Raw genomic sequence first — 26,221 nt, 5'->3', positions numbered from 1 at the left:
ACTGAGGAATAGATCTTGGAAAATGTACATTTTTATTTTCCACTTTTTGATCATTTTTATATTGACATTTACATCTCCTCCTCATTTGTTTTTTGGGTTATAATTCCCTAACTTGATAAACCATATCATTGGTTGTGAATTTAGATTTACGTATCTTTACAAAACCAAGCATACAGGACCTGCATCATAGTAAATTCCCCGCCTAGCCCCTTTCAAATAGAAACTTTTCATAGCTTCCTCTTACTGCTTTTCTATATTTATTGTAAACACAACTCGTTCAATTAGGGGAACATATTTATAGTTCTTGGCGGATTATTTATTATGCTAGAGGTTGTTATGAAAATCGCTTTTATGACACGCCTTAATCAAAGGCACCACAGCCATAGGCGGGCCATATATATAGCCCCATAGATGCTGCACAGTCATAATGAATATTAAAAATGAAGGGCATTCCTGCCCTCCATAACTACATTTCACTATTATAAAACTTTTTCCAGTTTTGCACTGTATTCGCGTTCTACCTTCTTTAGCAGCTCGCTATCCTTCTGTACTGCTTCTATTGCATTGCACGGAATACGTTAGATTCCGGGAGCCCTCGCACTTTCTTTTGAACATTCCAATGGTTGTTTTCTTTTTTGAATAAGACATTGCATACTTTGAATAGCGTCTAGTTCTCCTTTACACAAAATATGTGTCATCAGCGATAAGTCCTTGTTTTTTTCGAATTGCCGAAATGCCTGACGGTATTTTCCTTTCGGTTCAATTATAATAGGAAGGAATCCGTAATTTATTAATTGCTGATTCAAAACCATTCGGCCTACTCTGCCGTTACCATCCCTAAAAGGATGGATCTGCTCAAATTGAATATGCTGCAAAGCAGTCTGTTCCATAACGTCTTGAACTGTTCTGCCTTTATTCTGCATTTCTGCCAAAAACTGTTCCATTAATCCGGCAACTGCTTCCGCATCTGGTGGATAAAATACCGCCTCAACCAAGGTTCCAATATAGACCTGGTTTGTCCTGTAATCACTTTCTATTCCGCGCAGGATCCCATTTGCATTTTTCAGCCAGTCTGCTGTGATGTCTCGTTTTTGAAACGGAATCATCATCGTGCTGATTGCCCGATATAAATTCTTGGTATCTTGATATTCTGTGTAGGTGTGACCACTGCGCACCTCATCATATTCAATGACAGATACCGTCTCTTCTAAATCTAAAGTATTTCCTTCAATCGCATTGCTGCTCCAGCAGAAACGAAGAGCAAAATCTTTTGTAAACGGCTCTTTAATTAGCGTATCTTCTCTCTCCTGTCCAATCGTTCTCAGACCGCTTTCAATTTCTAAAAACTGCTCTGCGTTATCTATGATTGACATTATTTTCTCCTCCGCTCTTTCCCTTTTCATAAGGCTCTTCATAGATGTATCATACTACAAGAAGCCCCTTGTTACAATACATATTGATTGTATTTTGTTAATTGGCGCTTGTGTTTCCATAGCGGTAATTTTTCCCTTATTTTCCTATTTTTCCAACAGCAGCCAATTCGCCCGAAACGGCCGCATCAGATTCCAGTACCCCACCCCCAGCAGTTCATATTCCCGTGCCAGGTTCAGCTTTGCCTCGATGCTCCGCACATCCTCAAACCAGACTTCATGTGCAATCCCGTTCCTTGTATAGTTAAAGTGAGGGCTTTGTGCAAGATCATCGTATTGTATAGATACCCCGTTTTCTGCCGCAATGTGCACAGCCTCCACATTGCCGATCAGCCTTGCCTTGGTGATCCCTCTTTCATAGGGCAGCGCCCAGTCATAAGCATAGTTAGGAATCCCCATCAGTATCTTCTCCTTCGGTATCTGTGTCAGCGCATACTCCACCACCTGCCGCACCTTATTCAAAGGCGCCACAGCCATCGGCGGTCCGTATGTATAGCCCCACTCATATGTCATTAGAAAAACATTGTCCGCATTCGCACCCAGAAGTGCATAGTCCATGCCCTCATATAAAAGGCCCGGCTGATCGGTGGAAGTCTTGGGCGCCAGCGCAACAGATGTCTTATATCCCTGTGCATTCATAACTTCCCGTACTCTGCCAACAAACTCCGCATATGCAACCCTGTTTTCCGGCAGGATATACTCAAAATCAATATCCACTCCTGAATATCCCCTGTCCTGTACGGTGTACAGCAGGTTGTCGATTACCCGCTGTTGGATTACTTCATTTTCCACCAGCACTTTCACCAGCTGGTTATTAAAAGCCCCTCCCGAAAACGGTGTCAGTACCAGCAGCGGCTCAATCCCTGCCTCCCAGGCCGCCTCAATCATCCAGAGATCGTCCTGGGGAGGCGGCACAAGTTCTCCCTCAAATGTAAAACCATATGAAAAGACCAATAATTCATTCAGGGCCGGGAACGCCTGTTCCAAAATATACGGCTCCACAAATGGATATGCATATCCCGTGACTAACATATCTCCACGCATACTCGCAGACTCTTCCGGCTGCAGGATAAGGAGTGCCTGCCCGATCACCAGCTGATCCTGGCTCGCCAGCTGATTGTCATATACCATTTTCCAGACGGGCACACCCGTCTGCGCTGAAATGGAAAACAAAGTGTCTCCCTGTTTCACAACATAAATCACAAAATCACCCCCTATGCAATAACATATGAGAGTGATTTTTTATTTATGCCCAAAGGGTATCCCACGGCTATCTTATTTGTACTCGATTCCCAATACTCTGCAGAGCGTTGACTGCAGCACGCTAACATCAATTGGTTTTGCAACATGCGCCGTCATTCCGGCATCCATTGACGCCTGGATATCCTCGGCAAAAGCATTGGCAGTCATAGCGATAATCGGTATATGCGCCGCATCCGGCCTGTTCATCCGCCTGATTGCTCGGGTTGCCTCATATCCGTTCATCTCCGGCATCTGTATATCCATGAGAATTGCATCATAGACGCCGGACCTGTTGTCCGCAAATTCTTTTACCGTCTGCAGACCATCCGTTTTTACAAGGGAACTGGCCCCATACATTTCCAGCAGCTCACAGAGTATCTCCGCATTGATTGCATTATCCTCGGCTATCAAAAAACGGCGGCCTTCAAGGAATGCAGCATGGTCTCTTCTTTCTCGCCCATCATCAGGATTCACAGCTTTCCTGTCCGGTTCCCCCGCCTTCTCACATTCCAGAATGACCTGAAATACAGTTCCCTGATGCTCTTTGCTCTCCACGGTTATGACTCCGCCCATCAGATCCACCAGACCCCTTGTGATACTCAGCCCCAGTCCGGTTCCTTCGACACGTGAAGTATTGCTGCTGCGGGTAAACGGCTCAAAAATGTGTTCCAAAAACTCTTTTTTTATCCCCACACCCGTATCCCGAATTGTAAAGCAATACCGGACATAGCCATCATCCCGTACGGGAGGCAGCTCTTTCACAAGAAATCCGACTGAACCGCCTTCCGGTGTAAATTTAATCGCATTACTTAGAATATTGATAAAGATCTGATTCAGGCGCAGCATATCGCCATAAAACCTGGGGTTTGTGATGCCCTCTGCTTGCATATGAAACTGGATTCCTGCTGCCTTCGCCTGGGGTTCTATGATCGCTGCCAGTTCATCCATCAGTTTTGGCAGATGAATTTTCATTCTTCCCAGAGCAATCTGGGACCGCTCAATCTTGCTCATGTCCAGGACATCATTGATCAGGCTCAGTAAATGCCTGGATGATATTGAAATCTTTTTCAGGCAGTTCGATACTTTATCCTGGTCGTCAATATGTGCACATGCCAGAGCAGTCATCCCCATGATCGCATTCATCGGAGTCCGGATATCATGGCTCATGGCCGAGAGAAATTCGCTCTTTGCCTGGTTTGCCTCCTCGGCAAGTACAAGCGCCTTCTCCAGCGTCCGTTTTGTCTGGCGCTCTGCCGCCAGCATATCTGTTACGTCTGCCCGTACCATGCAGATTGTCCGGTGATTCTCGTCACCCCACAGGACATTGATCTGCTTATACAGCACTTCATCTCCCTCTTCATAAGGAAATACAAAATCATATCCCTCCGGTTTTTGTCCCAGCCTTTCCACCATCGTTTCCACCCGGAACTGCCTGGAGGTTTCTTCCCTGTCTTCTGCCCTTCCAAAGTGGAGGGCAAACTCTTTCAGCGCGTCCTCGTATTTATCCAGATAATTAGGTGCTAAGTTCTTGAGCACCGTCTCACGCGTATACATTGTCAGGGAGGTGGAATTCATATTTATAAAGCAGGCAAGCTCAAAAGTATAGGCAATCATATTGAGCAGACCCTGCTGCTCGCGCAGGGATTCCGTAATATCGGACCGCACCAGGCAGGCTCTTCCGATTCTCAGGTCAATGGCTGAGACCGTCATATTCTTTGTACGTATGTCGCCCTGCTCATCCGTAATGGAAAATGCAAAGGTATAGGACCCCTTTTCCGTCAGGCGTTTCATCATTTCTCCCGCCTCAAGCGATCCCCAATACTGTTCGCGGTCTTTCGGCACGACAACCTCTTCTGCCATGAAACGGATTCTTTTTGAATGGCTTCCAAAAGAATCCGGCAGTCTGTCCGAATTCTTATTATATGCCAGGAGCTTATAAGTATCGTTTATCAGATCCAGGTCAATCACAAAATCGTAGCTGGTCACAGAAAGCTGATGCAGAATCTGGTTTGTAACCGTCTCGTCCGTAATGTCTGTTACCGTCAGAATCCCGGTGACATCGCCTGTATCCGGAGTCTCTACCATGTTCACTTTAAACTTTACATGACGTCCCTTTTCCTCTTTAGGAAGTTTAATAAAACACTGAAGTGTCTGCTCCGTATCATTTCGGCCAAATGCTCTCAGCGAGGGCTCGTTCAAATAGGTATCTAAAAAGAGCTGCCTCTCTTTTTCGTCTGTCACGAGGCTGGAAATACCGGTAAAAAACTTTTCCCGTACTGCGCTGAATGTCTTCAGCAGATCCGAATCCGTATGGTCAATAATCTCCAGAATCTGGTTCTGGGTTATATTACAGTGCCCGATAATCAGTGCATTCGGATCCGGCGTCCGGTAATGCTGCATAATCATCTCTTTATACTGCTGCCGGAGCTGCTCCTTCTCGGCGATCTCTCCGCTGATATCGTGATAAACTGCGTAGAATTTTCTTTCGCCGCTATCCATTTCAATCAGAGAAAGGTTATTCTTGACCCACACGTAGCTGCCGTCTCCCCGTTTCAGCCGGTACACCAGTTCACACTGGCTCGCCCCGCTTTCAATGAATTCCGTTAGACGCGCGTTCACCTGCTCCAGATCCTGGGCATTCACACCGGCCATAGCATCCTCACTGTACAGGTCCGATATTTCTTCCTGGGACATGCGCGTCAACTCAGCAAAACCTTCCGACACGAATTCCGGCACCATGCTGCCATCCCCGCAGAGTTTAACTACTGCGATCCCTCCCGGCAGATTCTTGACAACCGTCTGGAAATATTGTTCTAAACGTTCTTTTTCCCTGCGTGTCTTCACCTCTTCGGTTATATCACGGACATATTTCACATATGCCGGGATGCCATTCCAGTCCGTCTCACGGAAACGCGTACTGAAAAAGCGGTCCTGTCCGCTGATCTTCATCTCATGTTCCCGCCCGTCCGCCTCATATTTTGTCAGACCGCAGAATTCACAGGGCGTGTGATTGCCATAGAGTGCTTCATAGCATTTTCTTCCCACACAGTCACGGTTAGTCAGACCGTCTTTTTTTGGTTCATTCACATACAAAAGGTCATAACTATCCTTTGCAATGATATAAATGCTGTCAGCCATTTCGTTGGCAATACTCTGAAACAGCCGGGTCTCCAAGGACATACCGGTAAATACCGCATAGAACCTGGTGTTTTCCGATAGCGGCCCCATGCGCCTGCCATTGAGGTGGATCCAGACCAGACCGCCATCCTTATGGCGCATCCGGTATGAAACATCCAGAACCTCTCCGCTGGACAAAGCGGCCTCTGCTGCTTCCATCACCCGTTCCCGATCCTGCCCATATACAATATTCAGGGCATTATCCCCGATCAGTGCTTCGTACTCCGCCCTCGTATGCCCCGACAGGGCCATAACACCGTCAGAGAAAAATGTAGGAATAAAACGGTGATTTTCCACGCGATAACTGGCAATCCCCCCGGGAATCGAGTTGATCAGATGCCGCATCTCCAGCTGCGCCTCTTTCAGCTCAGAAATATTATGGAACACGCACAGCAACAGAGGACACCCATCCTCTTCCCCGCTCCATTTTACTTGGACGCGCACCCAGACTATATGCCCGTCACGGTGCTGTTTGCGGAATTCAAAATCCACCGTATCGTGAGTACGAATGACCTGTTCTGCCATTTGAACCACCATGCCGGTGTCTTCCCGGTAGATAAGTTCTGCCGCATCGCCCTTACTTAATTCATAGTATTCGTCTACCGTATAACCTGACAATTCAGGCACGCCGTCTGAAAAATAGACTGTCTCGAATCTGTCCGATACCTTATAGACGGCAACTCCGCCCGGTATCGCATTGATAATATCCTCCAGCCGCAGAGCTAGAGGAGTATCGCTGGTCATGGCTGAACCGCCCTTTTCAGGGCCCCCCTCAGCTCATCCGCTCTTTCGAATTCGCCTTTAATTTCCTGATATAATTCAGCATACGCTGCCTCTTCCTTACAGACCCGGAGAGGTTCCACAATAGCGCATACCTTATCGAACAGCGGGGTAAGCCCCATATTCCCCGCAACACCTTTCAGCGTGTGAGCCGCCTCAAAAGCGCCTTTCAGGTCATTGCCCTCCAGCGCCGTATGTAATCTGCTGATACTATCATCCTCAAAAAACTTGTCCAGAAACTTCATGTACATCTCTTCATTATTGATAAAACGCGCCATAGTGATCCCATAGTCTCCTCCATAGGCCTCGAATATCTCTTTAAATCCGCTCATCATCTCCATGCCTCCTTACTGATTCCAATACTGCCTGCTATCTTTGTTATCGCTACTCACCATTCTGGGAGTCCTGTGCATTCTCCCTCTCCTGAATAAAGTCATATAATATCTGGTACAGCCGTTTTGGTTCGATAGGCTTTGCCAGATGAGCATTCATTCCTGCCGCTTTGCTTTTCTCGATGTCATCATCAAAGGCGTTGGCGGTCATTGCAATAATCGGCACATACTTTGCGTCCTTGTTGCTGAGATGCCTGATATTTGTGGCCGCTGTCAGCCCATCCATCAGCGGCATTCTGATATCCATGAGGATGGCATTATAATACCCTTCTTCCGATTTGCTGAACTTTTCCAGGGCGCGCAGCCCGTTTTCCGCCGTATCAACAGCAAAATTACGGCTTTCCAGCAGCATAACCGCCACCTCTGTATTGATTGCATTGTCTTCTACAAGAAGAACACGTTTTCCGGCAAAATCATAATCAACGTCTTCCGTCTGCCTTGCCTCTTCTTCTTTTTTCCCGAGGACCTTAGTAAATGCAGAGACCAGAGAAGACTTGAACATGGGCTTACTCATCAGAAGGTTGACGCCTGCAAGCTTCGCCTCATGCTCAATGGCAATCCAATCGTAAGCGGTCATGATAATGATGGTCACTTCAGGCCCTACAATACGGCGTATCCGCCGGGCAGTCTCTATACCGTCCATTCCCGGCATCTTCCAGTCTATCAGAATCATATCGTAATACCGGCCCTCAGCCCATAGTATCTCCACTCTGTCAACGGCTTTCCGTCCGCTGTCTACCCATTCCGCCTTAATCCCGATCTCTTTGAGTGTCGCAACGGCGCCCTCGCACACTGCCACATCGTCATCCACCACCAGGGTTTTTAAATGAGAAAAATTATAATCCTGCTTCCTTTGATTATGCCTTTGCTTTTCCTCCTCACTGATGCCAAGCTTTACATCGACCATAAATTCTGTGCCGATCTCTTTAATTGACCGCACCGTGATCCTGCCGTCCATCATATCCACAATATTCTTAGAGATTGCCAGACCCAGCCCCGTTCCCCCATACAGTGCAGTGGTTCCGGTAGATTCCTGTGAAAACGGCTCAAATATATGGGGAAGGAATTCTTCACTCATTCCCACTCCCGTATCATTAACAATGAATCTCAATACAACGTCGTTCTTTGTCCTTTGCCTCTGTTCTACAGAAAAAGTGACTCTTCCGCCCTCTCCGGTAAACTTGATGGCATTGCTTAAAATATTAATCAGCACCTGCTGCAGCTTCATCGCATCCCCGATATAATAATCATCTAACACCGGATCGACAATACACTCGTATTCCACATTCTTGGCCGCCGCCTGGCTATAGCAGATCGAATTGACCCCATTGATAAATTCCTCGGTAGGAATCTTTTCATTCTTCAAAAGCATCTTGCCGCTTTCAATTCTGCTCATATCCAGTATGTCGTTAATCAGAGACAACAGAAATCTGGATGAAATACCGATCTTCGATATGCAGTCTTCCACCTGTTCATCATCTCCGATCGACTGTGCCGCGATAGCACTCATCCCGATGATTGCGTTCATAGGCGTGCGGATCTCATGGCTCATCCTGGACAAGAAATCCGATTTGGCGGCATTTGCCTGTTCCGCTGCGACCAGCGCCGCTGCAAGTTCCTCCTTCTGTTTTTGTTCCTTTTGCACTACATCGGTGACATCCGTGCGGGCAAGGCATACCCTCCCAAGCTCTTTATTGATATAGAAGACCTGGAATCTTTTCGTTCTGATACTGCCGTCCTCGTCACACATCTCCAGGCTGAAGGTATAGGCTTCCTGCTGCCCGAGCATATCCTGCATGTAGTCGTAATCCAGCTGTTTCAGATATTCCTGTGCGGCTGCCTCATTCATAAAGCTTTCGGCGGTTCTCCGGATCTTCTCCTGAAAATGCAGTTCCTGCCACGCAGGCCCCAAGCCGCTGCTTGCAAAGGTAAGCCCCCTGAATATGTCTTTTTTGATATCAATTTCCACAATGACATCATAATCCAGAGACGCAATCTTATGAAGCAGCTGTTCCTTGAGCTTCTGTTCCGTTATATCAAATGTATAGAAAAAGACAATGACATCTCCCGTCTCCGGATTCAGGTAGGAGCGGAAATTGGTGCTTGCCCAAAATAAACTTTTATCGCTGCGGCGGCGCAAATATTCAAAACGGTAGTCAACATTGCCAGCAGAATAGTCTTCCAGAACCTTCTCCCTGTCCAGCACGCTGAGTATCTGCTCACGGTCTGACACTTCAACAGCAGAGGCCGCCAGATTGAAAATAGTCTCCTGATATGTGGCGCCCACATGGGATATCGCCGCGTTGGGATCTGTCATGTAATTTTCCAACACGTTCTTTGTAATGTTAAATCTTCCCTGTGTACTCCCTTCCGAAGAGGACAGTTCGGCAAAATACTCCAGTTCTTTCTCGTAAAGCTCCCGTACACGGCTCTGCAGCTGCTTTTCCTCCGTGATGTCAACAAAAACGCAGTAAAAATACTGTTCCCCGGTTTCTTCCTTGAGCATTTGTGCTTTCAAGGAAACCCACTTTACTTCGCCGCCTTTGCATATCACCCGGTTGTCATTGTTGATCGTATTCCCGTCCGCCAGTCCGGCCCCCAGCTTTCCCCGCAAGGCATCCACATCCTCCGGATGGATCACCGAGAAAAAGCGGTTTCCCATGTCTTCAAATTCTTTTCTGGTATAATTTAGAAATTCAAAAAAGCCATCGTTTGCATCGAGAATCGAAAAACATGCATCATACCTGCATCGAAATACCGCACCAGGCACATTATTGTATATATGCATCACTTCGTCCTGTGCCTTTTTCCGTACCGTAATATCAATACAAACGGAAGTAATGGCAGGCCTGCCGTCCTCGTCAGTCATCTGCCTGCCTATATCATGTACCCATATATAGGAACCGTCCTTCCGCTTCATACGGTATTCGACCACATACTCTCCTTTACAGGCTAACTGCTGCTCTACTTCCTCGTCTATCCTCTTCCTGTCGTCCGGATGCATGCAATTCGTGATCAGGCCCCCGATATCTTCCACGAATTCCGCTTCATTCCCATACCCCAGATATTCCAGCATCCTGCGGTTAATAAAATAAAAAGGAAAGCCCGGTTCTATGTACCCGCCCATCATCCCTCCGGCGATGGACTCATTCAGCAGATCATTGCGCTGTTTCATTACATTTTCCACGACGAGGGTCTGCGGATAATGCTCTCCGCCCTGCTGGCTGCTTCCCGGTTCCGCAGCGTGGAAACAAACAACCTGCCACTTCCCGCCCGTACATTTTAAAGTAAAGAAAAACCGGAGGTGCCACATATACATGGAATTGATCAGAGTCAGGTCCGCAGCCTGCGAAAAGATGCCGGCCGCCAGATACTGCTCATGAATGACCGAAAAATCCATATGAAAAGGTTCCTGAATTTCATTTATGTCCTGCCGCAGATACTCCATCATCATTTTCTTTCCCTGGGCAGTTTCCCCCATTCCGGTACCGACAAATTTTATATCCTCCGCTAAAAAAGAAAGCGTTTTTTCCAGGTTTCGCTCCTGAAACCATGCTCTGCAGAATAGCTGCACTGTCTGCCGTTCATCAATTGTAATTGCCATACTTGTCCTCTTTCTTTCCGCTAAATGCAGTATTGTTATATATATCAGCGCTGCTGCACTCCTTCAAAAGAGCTTTGAATTCTTCACAGGGCATCGGTTTTGCAAAATAATATCCCTGCACGTAATCGCAACCGATCTGGCGGAGCCGCTCGAGCTGTTCCCCGGTCTCCACTCCTTCTGCAACTACATCCAGGTGCATCCAGCGGGCCAGATCAATGATAAAACGCAGAATTCCCTGGCTGTTGGGCTTGGCGGTCTCGCTCCGGATAAACTTCATATCCAGCTTCAAGATATCAATCGGCATTTCATTTAACATATTCAGCGAGGAATATCCGCTGCCAAAATCGTCCATTTCAATCAAATCCCATATCCCGCAAACGGCTGACCGTGTCTATGATCTGTTTCGGATTCTCTGTATAGGCGCTTTCCGTAATCTCCAGATGCAGCCGGGAGGCCGGGAGATGATACTTTTTAACCGTTTCCCTGAGAATCTCGGACAAGTCCGCATTGTATATATCGGCCCGGGATACATTAACAGATACTGAGATCCGCGGCAGTCCTTCCAGATCCCATTTTTTCATGCTGCTGCATACCTTATCCCACACAAACTGATCCAGCTTTGTAATAAATCCGTTCTGTTCAAAAAGGGGAATAAACTCAGCCGGTGACTGGAGCCCCCATTCCGGATGCTTCCACCTTACCAGCGCCTCTGCTCCGGCCAGCTTTTCATCCGATATCCGGTACTTGGGCTGGAAATATACCTGGAACTGGTGCTGCTCCAGCGCAGACTCCATACAGTCCGTAACCGCCTGCTTCTTCAGCATCATATTACGGAGCATATCATCATATTCCGCAAAATACTTTCCGTACTGGCCTTTAATACTGCTGGCCGCCAACAGCGCCCTGTCACACATCTGTTCCACCGAAATAGTGCGGTCAACGATCGTATAAACGCCCCATTTCATTGCAATATTCCTAATATCCGCCTCTTCATTCACCTGCTCAATTGCTTCCATAAACATCGCATCCGTATAATCTGTACGTTTTTCCAGCAGGCAAGCGAACCTGTCTGAATTCAGACGGCCGCAGATGCCTCTGTCCGCCGTTTTCCGGCTGTACATGTCTGCCACCGCACAGAGCAGGCGATCCCCGGTCGGTACACCAAACACGTCATTGATCAGTTTAAAATTTTCGATATCGGAACAGACAATATCATATTCTATGTCCGGATTTCTTAGCAGTATGTCTTTTACCATCTGATAAAAAAACTCTTTGCTGTACAGCCCTGTCAGCCTGTCATACTGAATCACGTTGATCATGGCCGCTGTCTCCCGCAGATTGATGATATTGGCTACCCTGTGCAGGATAATCTGAGGTTTGTAGGGCTTGGCAACAAAATCAGCGGCGCCGTGGGACAATGCAGCTACCTCGTCGGACTCTCCGTCGTTCTGCGTTGCTACGATGACCGGGATCGAGCAGAATGCCGGTTCCGCTTTCATAATTGAGAGAAATGTATAACCGTCCATCACCGGCATAACAATATCCAGAAGAATGAGTGAAATAACCTCCCCGTATTGTTTTAAAATATCTAAAGCTGCCTGCCCGTTCTCGGCCTTCAGAACATCATATTCCGAAGAAAGTATCTGGCAAAGCAGCTCTCTGTTTAGTTCATTGTCTTCCACAACTAGAATTTTTTTCTTTGAAAACATAATTTCCGTCCTTCTGTTTAAAAGTTATTCTTACAATGTATAAAAAAGCCTTATTTCTTAACTAATTTTACCATAGCGCCTGTGAAAACACAATCTTTCTCCCGCCGCTTTCTACGTAATATTTTTATAATACCCAGGCTCTGCCCCACAGTTTTCTTCTTCCGGAAAACTGCGGGGGCAAAACCCATTTGAAATGATTTTATGCTCATTTTCATCACAACCGGATATCCCGGACAGGCCTCTAGAACGACTGGTATTTGTCTTCAAAAAATGTTACAATAAAGACAGTCTAAACCATATGGTATACCTTTCATTGATCAACTATACCTAACCTGGGAGGAATAACACTTGAAGAAAGAAATGGATTTATGTCAGGTGGTCTACAATAATCTGGCCACACAAATACGATTTGGCGCATACCGGTTTGGCGACCAGCTGCCAACCTTAGAAGAATTAAGCCATCTGCAGATGGTTTCTATAGACACCGTACGTACAGCCTACCGGCGTCTTCAGGCGGATGGCTTCATTACCTTGTCCAAAAGTACCGGTGCAACGGTAAAGGTACAGTACACTGAGGCGGAAATAGCTCAAAATATACAGAAGTTTTATTCCCAGAGGAAAGACTCTCTCTTAGATCTGAGCCAATCCATGCGTTTTCTGTTTTGCAACGCCCTGTGGACTGCCCTGAAACATGCACCGCCTGAGATACTTGATGAGATTGACCTCCTTGTCTTACAAAACAGAGACATCCTGCCTTCATATACCCAGCATCTTCAGCTTATTTACGGTTCCCTGCATAACGAACTGATGATGCGTCTTGTCTGGCAGACCTTCATGTTTTTTCAGGCGCCGTTTTTAAGTATTTCCGATAACGTGACACGATTGATTGCAGAAAGCAACCCTCTTTTGGATCTGACCGGCTGCTGCCGCCGAAAAGACTGGGCAGGGCTTTGGTCTGCTGTGGAGGCTTTTTTTGAAAAGTTCTCCTGCGCCTTATCAGGTTTTTATGAAGAAAAGATTTCATTACCTCCAACAGAAAAGCAGGTCACCTTTATCTGGAGCAGTTATAAAAAAACCTCACAGATCTGTTATTCTCTTTGCAGAGAGATATTGGGCTCCATCAGCCGGCATGAATACCCGGCCGGCAGTTATCTTCCCTCCCTGGAAAAACTGGCAAAGGAAAAGCAGGTTTCGGTCAGCACGATCCGGCGCACGCTTCTGGTTCTCAATCAGATCGGTGCAGTCAAATCGCTCAATGGAGTTGGCACAAAAATCCTGCCTCTCGGGGACAACACAGAAAACTGCGATTTTACCCAGCCGGTAATCAGCAAACGCCTGCTGGATTATGTACAGTGCCTGCAGTTTTTTGCCTTATCCTGCAGAATGACAGCGGAGAGTACGCTTGCCTCACTTGACAGCGAGGCTTTTGCCGAATGTAAGAACAGGCTGCTTAAAATCAAACAAACGGGTCAGCCGGAACTGGTCGTTTATGTTTCCCTTGAATTCATTGCATGCAGCACCCCCCTGCGCACAATACGTACAGTCTACACGGAATTACTCCATCTTCTTTTCTGGGGAAATCCTCTGCGCAGCATTCGAAAGAATCAGGAAGGCTTCAGCGGCTTCTTTCTTCCCTATATTGAATACTTTATTGCCTGTTTGGACCGCCCTGCTCCGGTTGCATTTGCCGCCACTCTGGAGGAACTTGTCACCTGTCTTTTGAACCTTTCTGTGGAGCTTATGGCAGAACTGGGATTTTCAGAAGTCGAATCTCTGCTTATTCCTTCCAATTCGAAGGCTTGAACGGATGCACCACATTGCTGCCGTCTCCCCAGAAAGAAGGGACTGTCGAAATGACAGCCCCTTCTTTCTATGTAAGTACTTTTTTTCGTATATTTGCAGGTACTTCTATTTTTCGTATATCAGCGTGTGCAATACATGAAACAGACGGTTCACATCCAGAGGCTTTGCAAGAAAATCGTCCATTCCGGACTCCCTTGCCGCATCAACATCTTCCTGAAAGGTATTTGCAGTCATAGCCACAATTGGGATAGAAGCAGCGTCCTGGCGCCGAAGTGCACGGATAGCCCGTGTGGCGTCCAGTCCGTTCATCTCCGGCATCTGCACATCCATCAGAATCACCTGGAACTCCCCTGGTTCACTCTCTTTAAATCGTTCTACCGCCAGCACACCGTTTTCCACCCGGCACACAAGGGCGCCCTGCATTTTCAGCAGATCTTCAGCGATCTCCGCATTCAGATCATTGTCTTCAGCCATCAGAATATGAATCCCTTCCAGTATTTGTCCTTCCTGCTTTTCTTCTTCCTCTGGTTTCCTCTCACAGAATGGAAGCGTAACCGTAAAGTAGAATTCGCTCCCCTTCCCCAACTGGCTCTTAACTCGCAGCTCCCCGCCCATCATCCTGACGATATTGCTGCTGATTGCCAGCCCCAGCCCGGTGCCCTGACTTCTCGATATATTGCTGCCGAGTTGTTCGAAGGATTTAAAAATTCGCTTTTGATCCTCCGGACGGATTCCCTTACCATTATCTATAACCCGGAAGGTAAATGAAGCCTCCTGTCCACCGGTTTCTGTTTCGGTCGTACGCAGCAACACCCCGCCGCCTGCAGGGGTGAACTTAAAAGCATTTGAAAGAAGATTTACCAGTACCTGGTGCAGCCGCACAGCATCTCCCTTTAGACTGCTGTGGGAAATCTCTGTATCCAAGGAAAAGGAAAGCATGTAACGTTCAGCCTCTCCATCCATCATGCTCTGCAGATCGTGAAGCATCTGCTTCAAGTTAAAGGGTTCGTGTGCAGTGGCGAGCATTCTGTTTTCGATGCGGCTCATGTCCAATATATCGTTGATCAGGCTGAGCATATACTGTGAGGAGGTACGAAGCTTAGACAGGTTTTTCCGTGCGTCCTCAGGAACCCCCTCCATCATACTGGTCAGGTCTGCCAGCCCCACCACCGCGTTCATCGGCGTGCGGATCTCGTGGCTCATGCGTGAAAGAAATTCCCCCTTGGCCCGGCTGGACGCCTCCGCTTTTTCCAGATTGCTCCGCATCGCGGCCGCCTTCATACGGGAACGGGCAATCAGAACCACCGCCGCTACAATGAGCAGGAGTACGCTCTCCAGAACCGCCGCAAACCAAAACGGATTGGCATAAATAAAATTCACCAAAGAAAACTGATTGGTGCCAATGGAAACCATGTTTCGATTAAGGAGGTCTTCCTTTTCATCATCATCAAGACTGTTTATGGCCTTGTTCAGTATAGTAAGAAGCGTAGTATCCGCCGGCCGTGCCAACGCAAACCCCACACTGCTGTTATCATTGACCAGCGCCACCGTAACCACCTTGTTGAAGTAACTGCGCTGAATTTCCTGCTCGATGCGGTTGGAGAGACCATAGCAAAAATCGATTTCCCCATGATCAACCGCTGCCAGAGCCTCGGCCATGTCCGGATAGGTTTTGACTTCCGATACAGGAATATTGGAGGGGAGCTGCCGCCCCTCAACGATGCCGCCCACCAGCCCATTGTCCGGATAATTTGACGCCTTGTTGCGTACAATAATGTTGTTTAAGCTGGCATAGGAGGCCGAAACAGCCAGTCCCTGCTCCGCCGCGTTTTCTTCCGAGTCCAGATAAAATCCCAGAATATCTGCCTGCCCCTCCTTCACCATCCCGATGGCTTCCAGATAACTCCGGGCGTACATATAGGTAAATGTAAGGCCCGTGTAATCTTCGATCTCCTGTAGTAGATCTGGAACCACTCCTTCATGTGTACTTTCTGCCGTGGTCTTACTGAATAAAGGGTGCCAGCCCTCCGGTACAGCCACGGTTACCTCTTTCTTCTCCTTAATATAGGACAGTTCGTCTTCGTCAAGCAGGATATCCGCCGTAAGATTGGTAAAGTTTGCATTAAATCGTTCCGTGCCAAAGTTGGGATTAGATGCACTGATATGCGCCAGCGCCATATTTAACCCGTCCAGAACCTCCTGGTTTCCCGGCGTAGTTACAATATAGTACGGTTGGGAGTCATAGGACGCCACAATACGAAAATCCGTGCCGCGCTCGGTAAAATTACCCAGCAGCAGATCTATCTCCCCGTTAGCCAAATATGCATAGAGATTCCCCGCCGCCGATAATTGCTCATAGGAGTATTCTTTGATGCGGCAGTCCAAATTGTTAATAGACAAAAACTCTTTCAGACGACGGATCGCTTCCTTCGCATTTACATAGACTCCAATGCACTTGCCGTTCATACTCTCCAGGTCATTGATCCGGATGCTTCCATCGTCCCTGCGGGCCAGAAGGGCGGATCTGCTGTACCCCATATTGTAATCCGGATATCCATAATAATCCTCTAAACCAGACATGTAATAGCTGCCGCCCATCAGGTCGAATTCACCTTGATCAAAGCGCTCCAGCAGTTCATCACTGCTGTCCACATCAATGTACTCATACTCCCAGTTCGTATATTTTGCGATTTCATTGAGGTAATCCACCACCAGTCCGTAACGGGTTCCATCCCCCGCAGTCTCACTGATTCCCTGTACCTGTGGAAAGGCGACCCGAAGTACCCGGGAAGTCTTTTCTGACGCTTTGACCGGAACACAAAATGAAATTGCAAGAAGTACCGTCATTAGAACCATGGCAATCCTCTTCCTGTATTTACTTTGAGATCTTTTACAGCTTTCCATTTCCTAGTACCTCTTGTTTCTTCAAATTCGTTATCTGATCATGTGAGATGCTGCAGAGCAGCATACCATGCCTTTGCGGGTTTTATCTATGACGAAAGAGCAGAATCATCTTTCATTCTATTGCGTGTTTCGCTGCTTTATGTCCTCAGGATTCTAACAGGTGGCAGGCTGCTTTATGTCCATCCCCGCAGTCCTTCCATACTGGCGCCTTTTCTCTGCAGATGTCCATACAGTGTCTGCACCGGGTATGGAACTTACAGCCTGACGGCGGCTGGTCTGCTGACGGAACATCTCCTTCAAGTATGATCCGGCCTCCTTTCCGGTCAGGATCCGGCCTTGGCACAGCGCTCAGAAGCGCCTTTGTATATGGATGCAGGGGGTTCCTGAATAATTCTTTCTTCGGCGCAACCTCTACCATTGAACCAAGGTACATCACCCCTACCTCGTCTGATATGTGTTCTACCACTGACAGATCATGTGAAATGAACAAGTATGAAAGCTGCTGCTCCCTTTGCAGCTTCTTCATGAGATTAATGACCTGCGCCTGGATCGATACATCCAGTGCCGATACCGGCTCATCGCATATAATAAGATCAGGATTCAGCGCAAGCGCCCTTGCAACACAGATACGCTGTCTCTGCCCGCCTGAAAATTCATGAGGAAAACGTTCAATATACTCCCGGGAAAGGCCGCACTTTTCCATAGTTTCCTCAACATAACTGCGCAGTTCATTCCCCGGTACCAGATGATGTTCCCTTACCGCTTCCCCAATTAATTCAAATACATTCATCCTGGGATCCAGCGAGGAATAGGGATCCTGGAAAATCATCTGAATCTTTGTGCGCATCTCCTTTAATTCTTTTCTATCCATTAAAAACAGATCCCTGCCAAACAGCTTTGCTTCGCCCTCTGTCGGTTCTGTCAGGCGCAGGATTGTTTTGCCGATGGTAGTCTTCCCACAGCCCGATTCTCCCACCAGTCCAAATGTCTTTCCTTTTTCTATTGTAAAGCTGACATCATCCACCGCTTTCACCAGACCTGCACTTTTGCCAAACACCCCTTTTTTCATTGTGTAATACGTTTTCAAGTGATTGACTTCTAAAACCGTGTTGCTCATACCTTATCCCTCCTAACCGGCCGATTCTCTGCTGTCAAAACAGCTGACCAGATGTGTTTCGCTTAATTTTACTACGTCCGGATAGGACTCCCGGCACCGCTCCTGACATCTGCTGCAGCGATTCTGGAAATAACATCCGGGCGGCAGTTCCAGCGGATTTGGGACGCTTCCCGGTATGGCATAGAGTTCTTTTGTCTCTTCGTTCAGCACGGGCCTTGACCGCAGCAGCCCAACCGTGTAAGGATGTTTGGGATGATGGAATATTTCACTGGCCGTCCCCGATTCTACAATCCTTCCGGCGTACATGACAACCACAAAGTCTGCCATCTCTGCCACCACACCCAGATCGTGCGTAATCAGCATGATCGATGCGCTGATCTCCTGTTTCAGTTCCCGCAGAAGATCCAGGATCTGCGCCTGAATCGTAACATCAAGAGCTGTCGTCGGTTCATCTGCAATAATCAGCTGTGGATTCCCAATCAATGCCATTGCTATAATCACACGCTGGCGCATCCCTCCGGACAACTCATGCGGATAATTATCATAAACATTTTCTCTTGTGATACCCACTCTCTTCAGAATATCCAGAATTTTTACTTTTGCTTCTTTCTTCGAGACGCCTGGCTGATGGGTGCGCACACATTCTTCCATCTGGTTCCCTATTGTATAGACCGGATTCAGGCTGGTCATCGGTTCCTGGAAAATCATAGAAATATCATTTCCCCTTATTTCCCGGTATTCCTTTTCCGGAATCTTCGTCAGATCGACGGTTCTGCCCCTCTTCCTGTCTTGAAAACGTATGCTGCCGCTTTCTATCTGCCCCTGTGGTCCGGGAAGCAGCCCCATAACGGAAAGACTGGTTACAGACTTGCCGCATCCAGACTCTCCCACTATACCAATAGTCTTTCCCGCCGGGATGTCCAACGTCACTCCGTTTACTGCTCTTACCGTTCCGCGATCAGTATAAAAGCAGGTACATAACTGTTCAATCTCCAGAATATTCTCCTGTGAATTCATGGTCGTCAGATATTCTGATTCCGGCACATTTTTTCTCTTTTTTTTCTTGTAGTATTCTTTATATTTCTGCTTATTTCCATCCTTCATACTTATCGCTCCAAATTCTGATATCCAATCCTCAGCATTTTTTTTAATAACAATAACTCTTCATCGACTACACGGCCGGTTTCATCGGCCTCTGCAAATTCATCCAGTATATATTGCAGAGAATTCATCACAAAGGCTACCATCCGTTTCTCCCGTTGGGTGTATTCCGTCTTTGTCCCATACTCTTCTACTTCTCTCAAAAATCGTTCAAACAGCTGGTTGTTCTTCGTTCTCAGATAATAATGTTTCCGCTTATCCAGAGAGCACTTTTCAAACTGATCCCAAAAGGCCTTCTGAAGCGGCTCCATTTCCAGAATTTCTTCCGTCTTCACATCCCGGTTCAGTTGTTTTCCCAACGCCTCCTGCTGTTTTAAAAACTTCTGAAACATATAGTCTGTGATATAAACAAACAACTCTGTCTTTGAGTCAAAATAGCAGTAAAATGATCCGATTGAGATATTTGCCTTTCTCACAATCTCCCTGACGTTTGCATCATGATAGGAATGCGTGGAGAATTCCTCCACTGCCGCTTTTAGAAATATTTCCCGCTTTTCATCTGTTAGATTAAAAAAAGTCATTTTTGGCATTTTTTACTCCTTTTACCGCTTGGATCTTGGATCCAGCGCGTCTCTCAGTCCGTCACCCAGCAGGTTCATAGCCAATGCCGACAGGATAATTGCGATTCCGGGAAATACAATCATGTATGGAAACGTTCTCATATAGGCGCGTCCTTCGTTCAGCATGGCTCCCCATTCCGGTGACGGCGGCTGTATACCAAGTCCCAGAAAGCTCAGGCCTGCAATTGAAAGGATGGTCCCGGCCACTGTCATGGCTCCCTCCACGATAATAATTCCCATCGCATTGGGCATCACATGCCTGACTGCAATCTTCCATGTACTGAATCCGGACGCCTTTGCCGCACTGATATAATCCTGGTTTACAATGGACAGCACCGCTGCACGCACCACTCTTGTAAATCCGACTGTGGTGTTGATGCAAAGCGCCACCACCAGATTACGGAGTCCGGGTCCTAGCGCTGCTACCATAGCAAGTGTCATCAGCATAGAAGGGATACACGTAAAGATATCCACCACCCTCATGATTAAATTATCCAGTTTCCCGCCGAGCAGAGCCGACAAGGAACCTATAAATCCGCCCAGTGCTGCGGAAATAATCACAACCAGAAAACCTACCCCGATTGACACCCTTGCCCCATAAATCATGCGTGCAAAAATATCTCTTCCCAGATGGTCCGTTCCCAGCCAGTGTTCTCCGCTCGGAGCCTGAAGCCGGTTCACGGTATCCTGTTTAATAACCATATCATAATCGCAGATTACGCCTGCAAAGACTGCCAGCAGCACAAAGATCAGTATCACAATCAATCCGGTCATGGCCGCCTTATTTCTGCGCAGACAACGCCAGACGTCTAAAAAGCGGTCCGTCTTACGTTTCCATTTTTGCTGAGTCTCCATCGTTTTCCCTGCCTCCTCTATTTTCTAAGATATACATTGCGAATTCTTGGGTCAATATAAGCCATAATAATATCAGCCAGCAATACAAGCATACAGTATATCAATGCCAGGAAAATAGTGGCAGCCATAACAACAGGGACATCTTTCTGCCTGATGCCTGTCAAAATCAGATTGCCAATCCCAGGTACTGAAAATACATTCTCAATTAACACGAGTCCGCCAAGGGACAAACCAAAGGTCGTAATCAATGTCACTAAGATCGGAAGCAGCGCATTCTTAAATGCATGTTTCCAGATCACCTTCCATTCCGACAGGCCCTTCGCCCTCGCGGTCCGGATGTAGTCCTGCTGAATCGTTTCCAGCATGGAGGTTCTGGTCAGCCTGGAGGTAATTGCGGCCTGAGGCAGTGCAATAACAGCGATGGGCATTACGAAATTCCGCCAGCTATCGATTCCGCTGGGCGGAAGCATGTGCAGCTGCAAAGAAAACAGAAGAATCATCATAAGCGCAAGCCAGAACTGCGGCACCGCCGCAAAAAACATAGCAACCACAGTACTTCCCACATCGACTGCCGAGTACTGCCTGACCGCAGAATAAATTCCGATCGGTATTCCGATCAGATATGCAATTATGGTTCCCCAAACTGCCAGCCTTAAAGAATGCGGAAATGTAGCTACAATCTCCGTGATAACCGGCCTCTGTGAATTATAGGAAATCCCAAAGTCGCCATGAAGCGCGCCCCCTATAAAGTTGAAAAACCGGACGAAAAAACTCTGGTCCACGCCCAGCTGATGGTTGAGCTTAGCGACTTCTTCCGCCGTTGCATTCATACCTAGAATTAATCTTCCCGGATCACCCGGTGTCAGAGATAATATAAAGAATACGATAAATGTGACTCCCAGCGTAATCGGGATCACCAAAAGACATCTTTTAATAATATATTTTTTCATGCTGTTTCTCCCCACATTTCTAAAATAGGGTGTATCCTTATAGCCCTGAAGGCGGATATGGATTCCACGGATTTCATAATTAAAATTGAGTTCCCTTGGGAAAATCACGCCTGCGGCGGCATCGCGACATCTGCCTCTTACGCCCCAGTGCGCATCCCGTCCGGAGGGATTTTATATTATAGGAAAGTGCCAAGCACTTTCTTATTATAGAAAAAGAAGGCCGCCTCTAAGGGCCGCCTTCTCAACTTTCAACCCGTTCTTATTCACCCCAGCTGAAATCCTTGAAGCAATAGAACATTCCGTTTGGATCAATATATGTATCCTGCAGCCCCTGACGGTAAACGATATTAGATGTCAACGTTACCAATGGAATCTCATTTGCCGATGCCATAATATCCTTTAAAAGAGAGCAGGTCTCTTCAGTTTTCTTATCTGAATCTACTTCATAACGGATTGCATCCAGTCTTTCATTATAAATATCGCTGTCCGGTGAGGATGCGCTCCATGTATTATCCGGCCAATAATAACTGTTGTAAAGTCCCTCGCTTAAGTCCGGCGTGATTTCGGAACCACTCTGGTAGATAGCCTCGAAGTTCCCGTTCAGCCAGTCCTGAGAGTGCGCCCCCATTTCCAGCGTCTCAATCTTGACCTCTATTCCGATCTGATTCAGATTATCCATAATAATCTGCGGAACAACATCGCCATAGGTATCGGATGTTTTGATTGTAAAGGAAACACCGCCATCCGGATATCCTGCTTCTTTCATAAGCTCTTTTGCCTTGTCCAAATCAAACGGATATGTATAGTCTTTCCCGTCATAGTACAGGAAATCTTCATAGGACCCGGTAGCTATTGTACCGGTACCTTCAAATGCAGATGTATTAATGGCCTCTCTGTCAATTGCGCAGGCAATCGCTTGTCTGAGTTTCTCGTTCTCGAGAACGCCATTGCGGACATTCAATACCAACGACGCGGTACTATGCGATGGTGCGCTCTGAAGCACTAATTCCTCGTTCTTTTCAATCAACGGTAAATCCGCTGCTGAGGCGTTGATCATAAAGTCGTTATCACCATTTTCCAATGCTACAAGAGCCGTTGCGGAATCCGTAATGATATTGAAATTGAGATTTTTAATTTCTGCCTTCTTGCCATTGTAATCTTCGAAGGCTTCGAAACTGATCTTGCTTCCTTTTACCCACTCTTTTAACTTATATGCTCCGGTACCTACCGGCTCGATAAAGGCGTCATCGCCCTTTTCCTCTACGTAAGACTTGCAGACAATTCCAAGTCCCGGTGAACTCAGGCTTGAGAAAATACTTTCACAAGGATATTTCAGCTTTAATTCTACCGTATTGTCATCTATCGCAGTCCATGACTCAATCTTAGGTTTAAAGGAATTGGAAGGAGCTTTTTCTGAATTCAGCTCAAAACTATAAATAACGTCTTCACTCGTGCATGTCTCTCCATTATGGAACTTTGCACCCTCGCGCAGGTGGAAGGTTATCGTCTTCTTGTCATCGCTGACATCCCATGACTCGGCAAGTCCTGGGACAGGCTCCCCCTCCTTCATGTATACCAGACGCTCATAAATCTGATAAACCGACATGATATCCGAATAAGAATTCGTCACATAAGGACTAAACTGGTTTGCATCATCCCCTACAATGACATTCAATGTGTCCTTTGCTGCATCGCCGCCCGTTGACTTCGAAACGGATTTGTCTTCCCCGCCTCCTCCACAGCCGGAAAGCATCCCGATGCACAGCATGACTGTCATCACTACCGCTGCTGCCTTTTTCATAAATTTTCCTCCTTTTGATCGAACAGAGTGCATCTCAAAGAGTATGAACCTGTTCACTTTTACATAGTAATATAATACACCTATGCTTTCATGTTGTAAAGCCGCATTTTAGATTCTCAGAGGAAATTGTCAGACATTCTGGCATATCTTAACACAGTTAAGCAAGGATTTAAATGATATGACAACATAATTCTATCGCAGCAGAGGAAGATTCCCCGTTAATTTGCTTACCAGTTTTTTCTCTCCACAAATCCCAATCCCATAATAGTTAAAATCGGTCTCTTCCACAGAGGCCGCTTTTTGAATATAATCTTCATACACATTGCAGCTCTGCGCCACATCGGAAAAATCCACCACGGTCAGGCCTTCAAATTCCGGTTCAAAAAGGCGTTCCCGTAACTTTTTGATTTTCTCTTTATCCGCTTTCAGAACCGGAACCGGTATCTGAATAATCCCCAAATGAGAACTGCCGCTTTTATCCGTAACTACCGGTCCAATTGTTTCCGGGATATACTTTCCAAGAGTAATCCCCATGATACCGGCAGTATTTGCTATAACGCCGAGGGGCAGAGCCTCATCAATCACCATCACACATTTATTAGAGTTCTGTTCCATATCTTTTTACTCCTTTATCTTCTCCTAATTCAAATGCCGGCGTATCGGTAAAAATCCGCTGATACTGCTTTGGCGTCAACCCTATAAATTCTTTAAAATAATTGGTAAAATGGCTTTGGTCGGTAAATCCAGTCATCCCCGCAACGTCTATTGGCACAACCCCCTGTTCCAGCAGCCTCTTTGCCCTCTCTATGCGGATCGTCTGCAGATACCGGTAGGGGGATACACCTACTTGTTTCGCAAAAGAACGCAGCAGATAAGATTTTCCGGCTCCAATCATGGATGCCAGATCGTCCAGTGTAATATTTTCAGCCAGATGCTGTTCCATATAACTGCAGAGCATTTTCGTCTGCTTATCAGGTTCTGTATCTCCAACCTTTTCAAGCGGGACCGCATACTCCTGCAGAATCTGTTCTATCAGATAAAAGAGGGCTTCTTCCTTCTGAAGCTTTGGCGAATCCATAAGGATTGCATCGTACACGTCTGCTACGGATGGGGCGATTTCGCTTTGGATAATGACATTCCGGGTAAAATATGGCGTGTACTTCTTTCCGGTAATTTCTTTGACAATGCCTGCCATGACATCGGAGTTGATGTTCACAGCTCGGTAATCTAACAGTTCCCCGCCTACGGGGGCACAATAATGGTTGTCCCTCGGATTAAATAAGACCAGGTCTCCCGCGCTCAGATCGTACTCCTGTCCCTTGCACCAAAGGTGGCGCTTTCCGCCCTCAATAAAGCCGATTACATAAAATTCATGAAAATGATTCGGAAACTTTTGTACGATCCCGCTTAGCTGATATGCCTCTATTTCCAGATCACGGTCATAGTAGATATGACGCTGCTCCTGCTTTTCGATCATGGTATGTTTACCTCCTACATATTGGATTAGATCATTATAGCATGTAGGATTTACTTTTTTCTTGTATAATATGACACGATGAAACAAAACAGGGACTGTCTTCACGACGTCCCCTTTTCATCACAATGCTGAGATCTCATTTAGGTTTCCCTTTCTGCAAACCCGTGATGTCCCTATTGAAAATACGATTTCAACCATCTGATAGATTGCATTCAGGAAGACAAACAGCATCAGTATTGTGTTTACATGAATCCCAAAAGGCATATAGTCCTGAATTGCAATGGACAATGCTTTCTGGACAGCTTTCGCAGTCAAAACGCCTGGAATAAGTGTTATCATAAAAGCAGCCCACACAATCGGGCGGTAAATGTAAACCAGCATTCTTCGGATTTCCTTCTGGCTGTATCCCAAAAGATGCAGGATGGACATATCCCTCTGATTGTCCTGAAAGTTGAGATACAGCGCAAGGAACAGCAGTATACATCCTATAACCGCGCCAATCACCTGATTTATGACTGCACTCGTTTTATTAGAGGTGGCATCCCTCTGAAGCATCTGCTTCACCTGTTCTTTGCTGATCATCGTACCATCTTCGGACACCGGGCTCATACTCCATACTCCATTGTAGCTTCCTGTGGGCGCATTGATAACCTCCGACAACCCAGACGCATTCACGTAGATCGTTTTTAATTGTGCGTTTTCGGCGATCCCGCGAACGGTGTAAATAACACTCCCCTTGTCTGTCGTAACTGCGAGGTCATCACCAGGATTGACACCGTAGGTTTCTGACAGCTCGGGGTTGATATAGACCTCATCTGCTCCTGGTACAGGGAATGCCCTGCCCCCTTTATCCAACAGTACAAATACATTCCCAAGTCCGTACAATCCATAAACACTTTCCTTTATCTCATGACCGCCGGCCTCTATGACAGAATCACTGAAAAGATATGGCAGTGCATCTTCCGGAAGTGCTTCATCTTTGTATTGTGTATATCCAGTATTGAATTGATAGTGATGCCCTATTGTTTGGGAATCCATAATCTTCTGGCTGCTGATATTTAACGATCGCCCCAGAATAAAGCAGACATTGAATGCCATAACGGAGGCAAAGATCAGGATTACTGCCAGCGGTTTACGCAGTGGTTACTATTCACAGTCGATTAGGGCATGACAAATAGAGCGGGTGTCATTTCCGCTTGATTTTTCATATTTGAATCGACTTTCAAAGAGGAGGTGATGAGGAAAAAACTTCTTCAACT

Annotated in this window: 16 protein-coding genes and 1 pseudogene; 1 reads left to right on the top strand and 16 read right to left on the bottom strand. The window is 46.7% G+C overall.

All coding sequences use genetic code 11. The features are described 5' to 3' along the window. Positions 1 to 578: 578 nt before the first annotated feature. The 6 genes and pseudogenes from ARB69_RS22615 to ARB69_RS22590 form a co-directional block, all read right to left on the bottom strand. Positions 579 to 1,373, bottom strand: coding sequence for a Fic family protein (locus tag ARB69_RS22615; RefSeq protein WP_050639798.1), 795 nt, complete (start codon positions 1,371 to 1,373; stop codon positions 579 to 581). A 144-nt stretch (positions 1,374 to 1,517) separates the two neighbouring features. After that, positions 1,518 to 2,633 carry a glycosyl hydrolase family 18 protein gene (locus ARB69_RS22610; protein ID WP_050639797.1) on the bottom strand — a complete coding sequence of 372 codons (1,116 nt, stop codon included), beginning with the start codon at positions 2,631 to 2,633 and terminating at the stop codon, positions 1,518 to 1,520. Positions 2,634 to 2,705: 72 nt separating this feature from the next. Beyond that, entirely contained in the window at positions 2,706 to 6,593 is a 3,888-nt protein-coding gene (locus tag ARB69_RS22605; protein WP_055155076.1) for a PAS domain-containing protein, read from the bottom strand. Beyond that, positions 6,590 to 6,964: an Hpt domain-containing protein gene (locus tag ARB69_RS22600; RefSeq protein ID WP_330377751.1), complete on the bottom strand. Its 375-nt coding sequence runs from the start codon at positions 6,962 to 6,964 to the stop codon at positions 6,590 to 6,592. The genes ARB69_RS22605 and ARB69_RS22600 overlap by 4 nt, the downstream gene beginning before the upstream one ends. A gap of 49 nt (positions 6,965 to 7,013) precedes the next feature. After that, a complete protein-coding gene (locus ARB69_RS22595; RefSeq protein ID WP_055155075.1) occupies positions 7,014 to 10,625 on the bottom strand; it encodes a response regulator in 3,612 nt (1,203 codons plus the stop codon). Next, positions 10,609 to 12,334, bottom strand: a pseudogene (locus ARB69_RS22590) (EAL domain-containing protein). Before ARB69_RS22590 ends, ARB69_RS22595 begins: the two are co-directional and overlap by 17 nt. 348 nt (positions 12,335 to 12,682) lie before the next feature. Here ARB69_RS22590 and ARB69_RS22585 point away from each other — a divergent pair. Continuing rightward, a complete protein-coding gene (locus tag ARB69_RS22585; RefSeq protein ID WP_055155074.1) occupies positions 12,683 to 14,137 on the top strand; it encodes a GntR family transcriptional regulator in 1,455 nt (484 codons plus the stop codon). A gap of 105 nt (positions 14,138 to 14,242) precedes the next feature. Here the strand turns inward: ARB69_RS22585 and ARB69_RS22580 are convergent, their stop codons facing one another. The 10 genes from ARB69_RS22580 to ARB69_RS22535 all read right to left on the bottom strand — a co-directional run bounded on the left by ARB69_RS22580 (position 14,243) and on the right by ARB69_RS22535 (position 26,000). After that, positions 14,243 to 17,041 carry an ATP-binding protein gene (locus tag ARB69_RS22580; protein ID WP_055155073.1) on the bottom strand — a complete coding sequence of 933 codons (2,799 nt, stop codon included), beginning with the start codon at positions 17,039 to 17,041 and terminating at the stop codon, positions 14,243 to 14,245. A 145-nt stretch (positions 17,042 to 17,186) separates the two neighbouring features. Beyond that, a complete protein-coding gene (locus ARB69_RS22575; RefSeq protein WP_055155072.1) occupies positions 17,187 to 18,158 on the bottom strand; it encodes an ABC transporter ATP-binding protein in 972 nt (323 codons plus the stop codon). 12 nt (positions 18,159 to 18,170) lie between these two features. Beyond that, entirely contained in the window at positions 18,171 to 19,262 is a 1,092-nt protein-coding gene (locus ARB69_RS22570; RefSeq protein ID WP_087148844.1) for an ABC transporter ATP-binding protein, read from the bottom strand. A 2-nt stretch (positions 19,263 to 19,264) separates the two neighbouring features. After that, positions 19,265 to 19,849, bottom strand: coding sequence for a TetR/AcrR family transcriptional regulator (locus tag ARB69_RS22565; RefSeq protein WP_050639789.1), 585 nt, complete (start codon positions 19,847 to 19,849; stop codon positions 19,265 to 19,267). A 12-nt stretch (positions 19,850 to 19,861) separates the two neighbouring features. Next, positions 19,862 to 20,734: an ABC transporter permease gene (locus ARB69_RS22560; RefSeq protein ID WP_050639788.1), complete on the bottom strand. Its 873-nt coding sequence runs from the start codon at positions 20,732 to 20,734 to the stop codon at positions 19,862 to 19,864. A gap of 17 nt (positions 20,735 to 20,751) precedes the next feature. Further along, the gene (locus tag ARB69_RS22555; protein ID WP_050640022.1) at positions 20,752 to 21,684 is read right to left on the bottom strand and encodes an ABC transporter permease; all 933 of its coding nucleotides are present in this window, start codon (positions 21,682 to 21,684) and stop codon (positions 20,752 to 20,754) included. A gap of 259 nt (positions 21,685 to 21,943) precedes the next feature. Then, entirely contained in the window at positions 21,944 to 23,485 is a 1,542-nt protein-coding gene (locus ARB69_RS22550; protein ID WP_055155071.1) for an ABC transporter substrate-binding protein, read from the bottom strand. A gap of 192 nt (positions 23,486 to 23,677) precedes the next feature. Next, positions 23,678 to 24,100 carry a DUF2000 domain-containing protein gene (locus ARB69_RS22545; protein ID WP_050639786.1) on the bottom strand — a complete coding sequence of 141 codons (423 nt, stop codon included), beginning with the start codon at positions 24,098 to 24,100 and terminating at the stop codon, positions 23,678 to 23,680. Continuing rightward, positions 24,084 to 24,962 (bottom strand): helix-turn-helix domain-containing protein, encoded by an 879-nt coding sequence (locus tag ARB69_RS22540; RefSeq protein WP_055155070.1) that lies wholly within the window; start codon positions 24,960 to 24,962, stop codon positions 24,084 to 24,086. Before ARB69_RS22540 ends, ARB69_RS22545 begins: the two co-directional genes overlap by 17 nt. A gap of 120 nt (positions 24,963 to 25,082) precedes the next feature. Then, complete coding sequence (locus ARB69_RS22535; RefSeq protein WP_157355710.1) at positions 25,083 to 26,000, bottom strand: FtsX-like permease family protein; 918 nt, start codon at positions 25,998 to 26,000, stop codon at positions 25,083 to 25,085. Positions 26,001 to 26,221 lie beyond the last annotated feature (221 nt).

The organism is Faecalicatena contorta (genome assembly GCF_001404335.1).
GTDB classification, from domain to species: domain Bacteria; phylum Bacillota; class Clostridia; order Lachnospirales; family Lachnospiraceae; genus Faecalicatena; species Faecalicatena contortus_B.
This window is presented reverse-complemented; position numbering and strand designations above follow the sequence as displayed.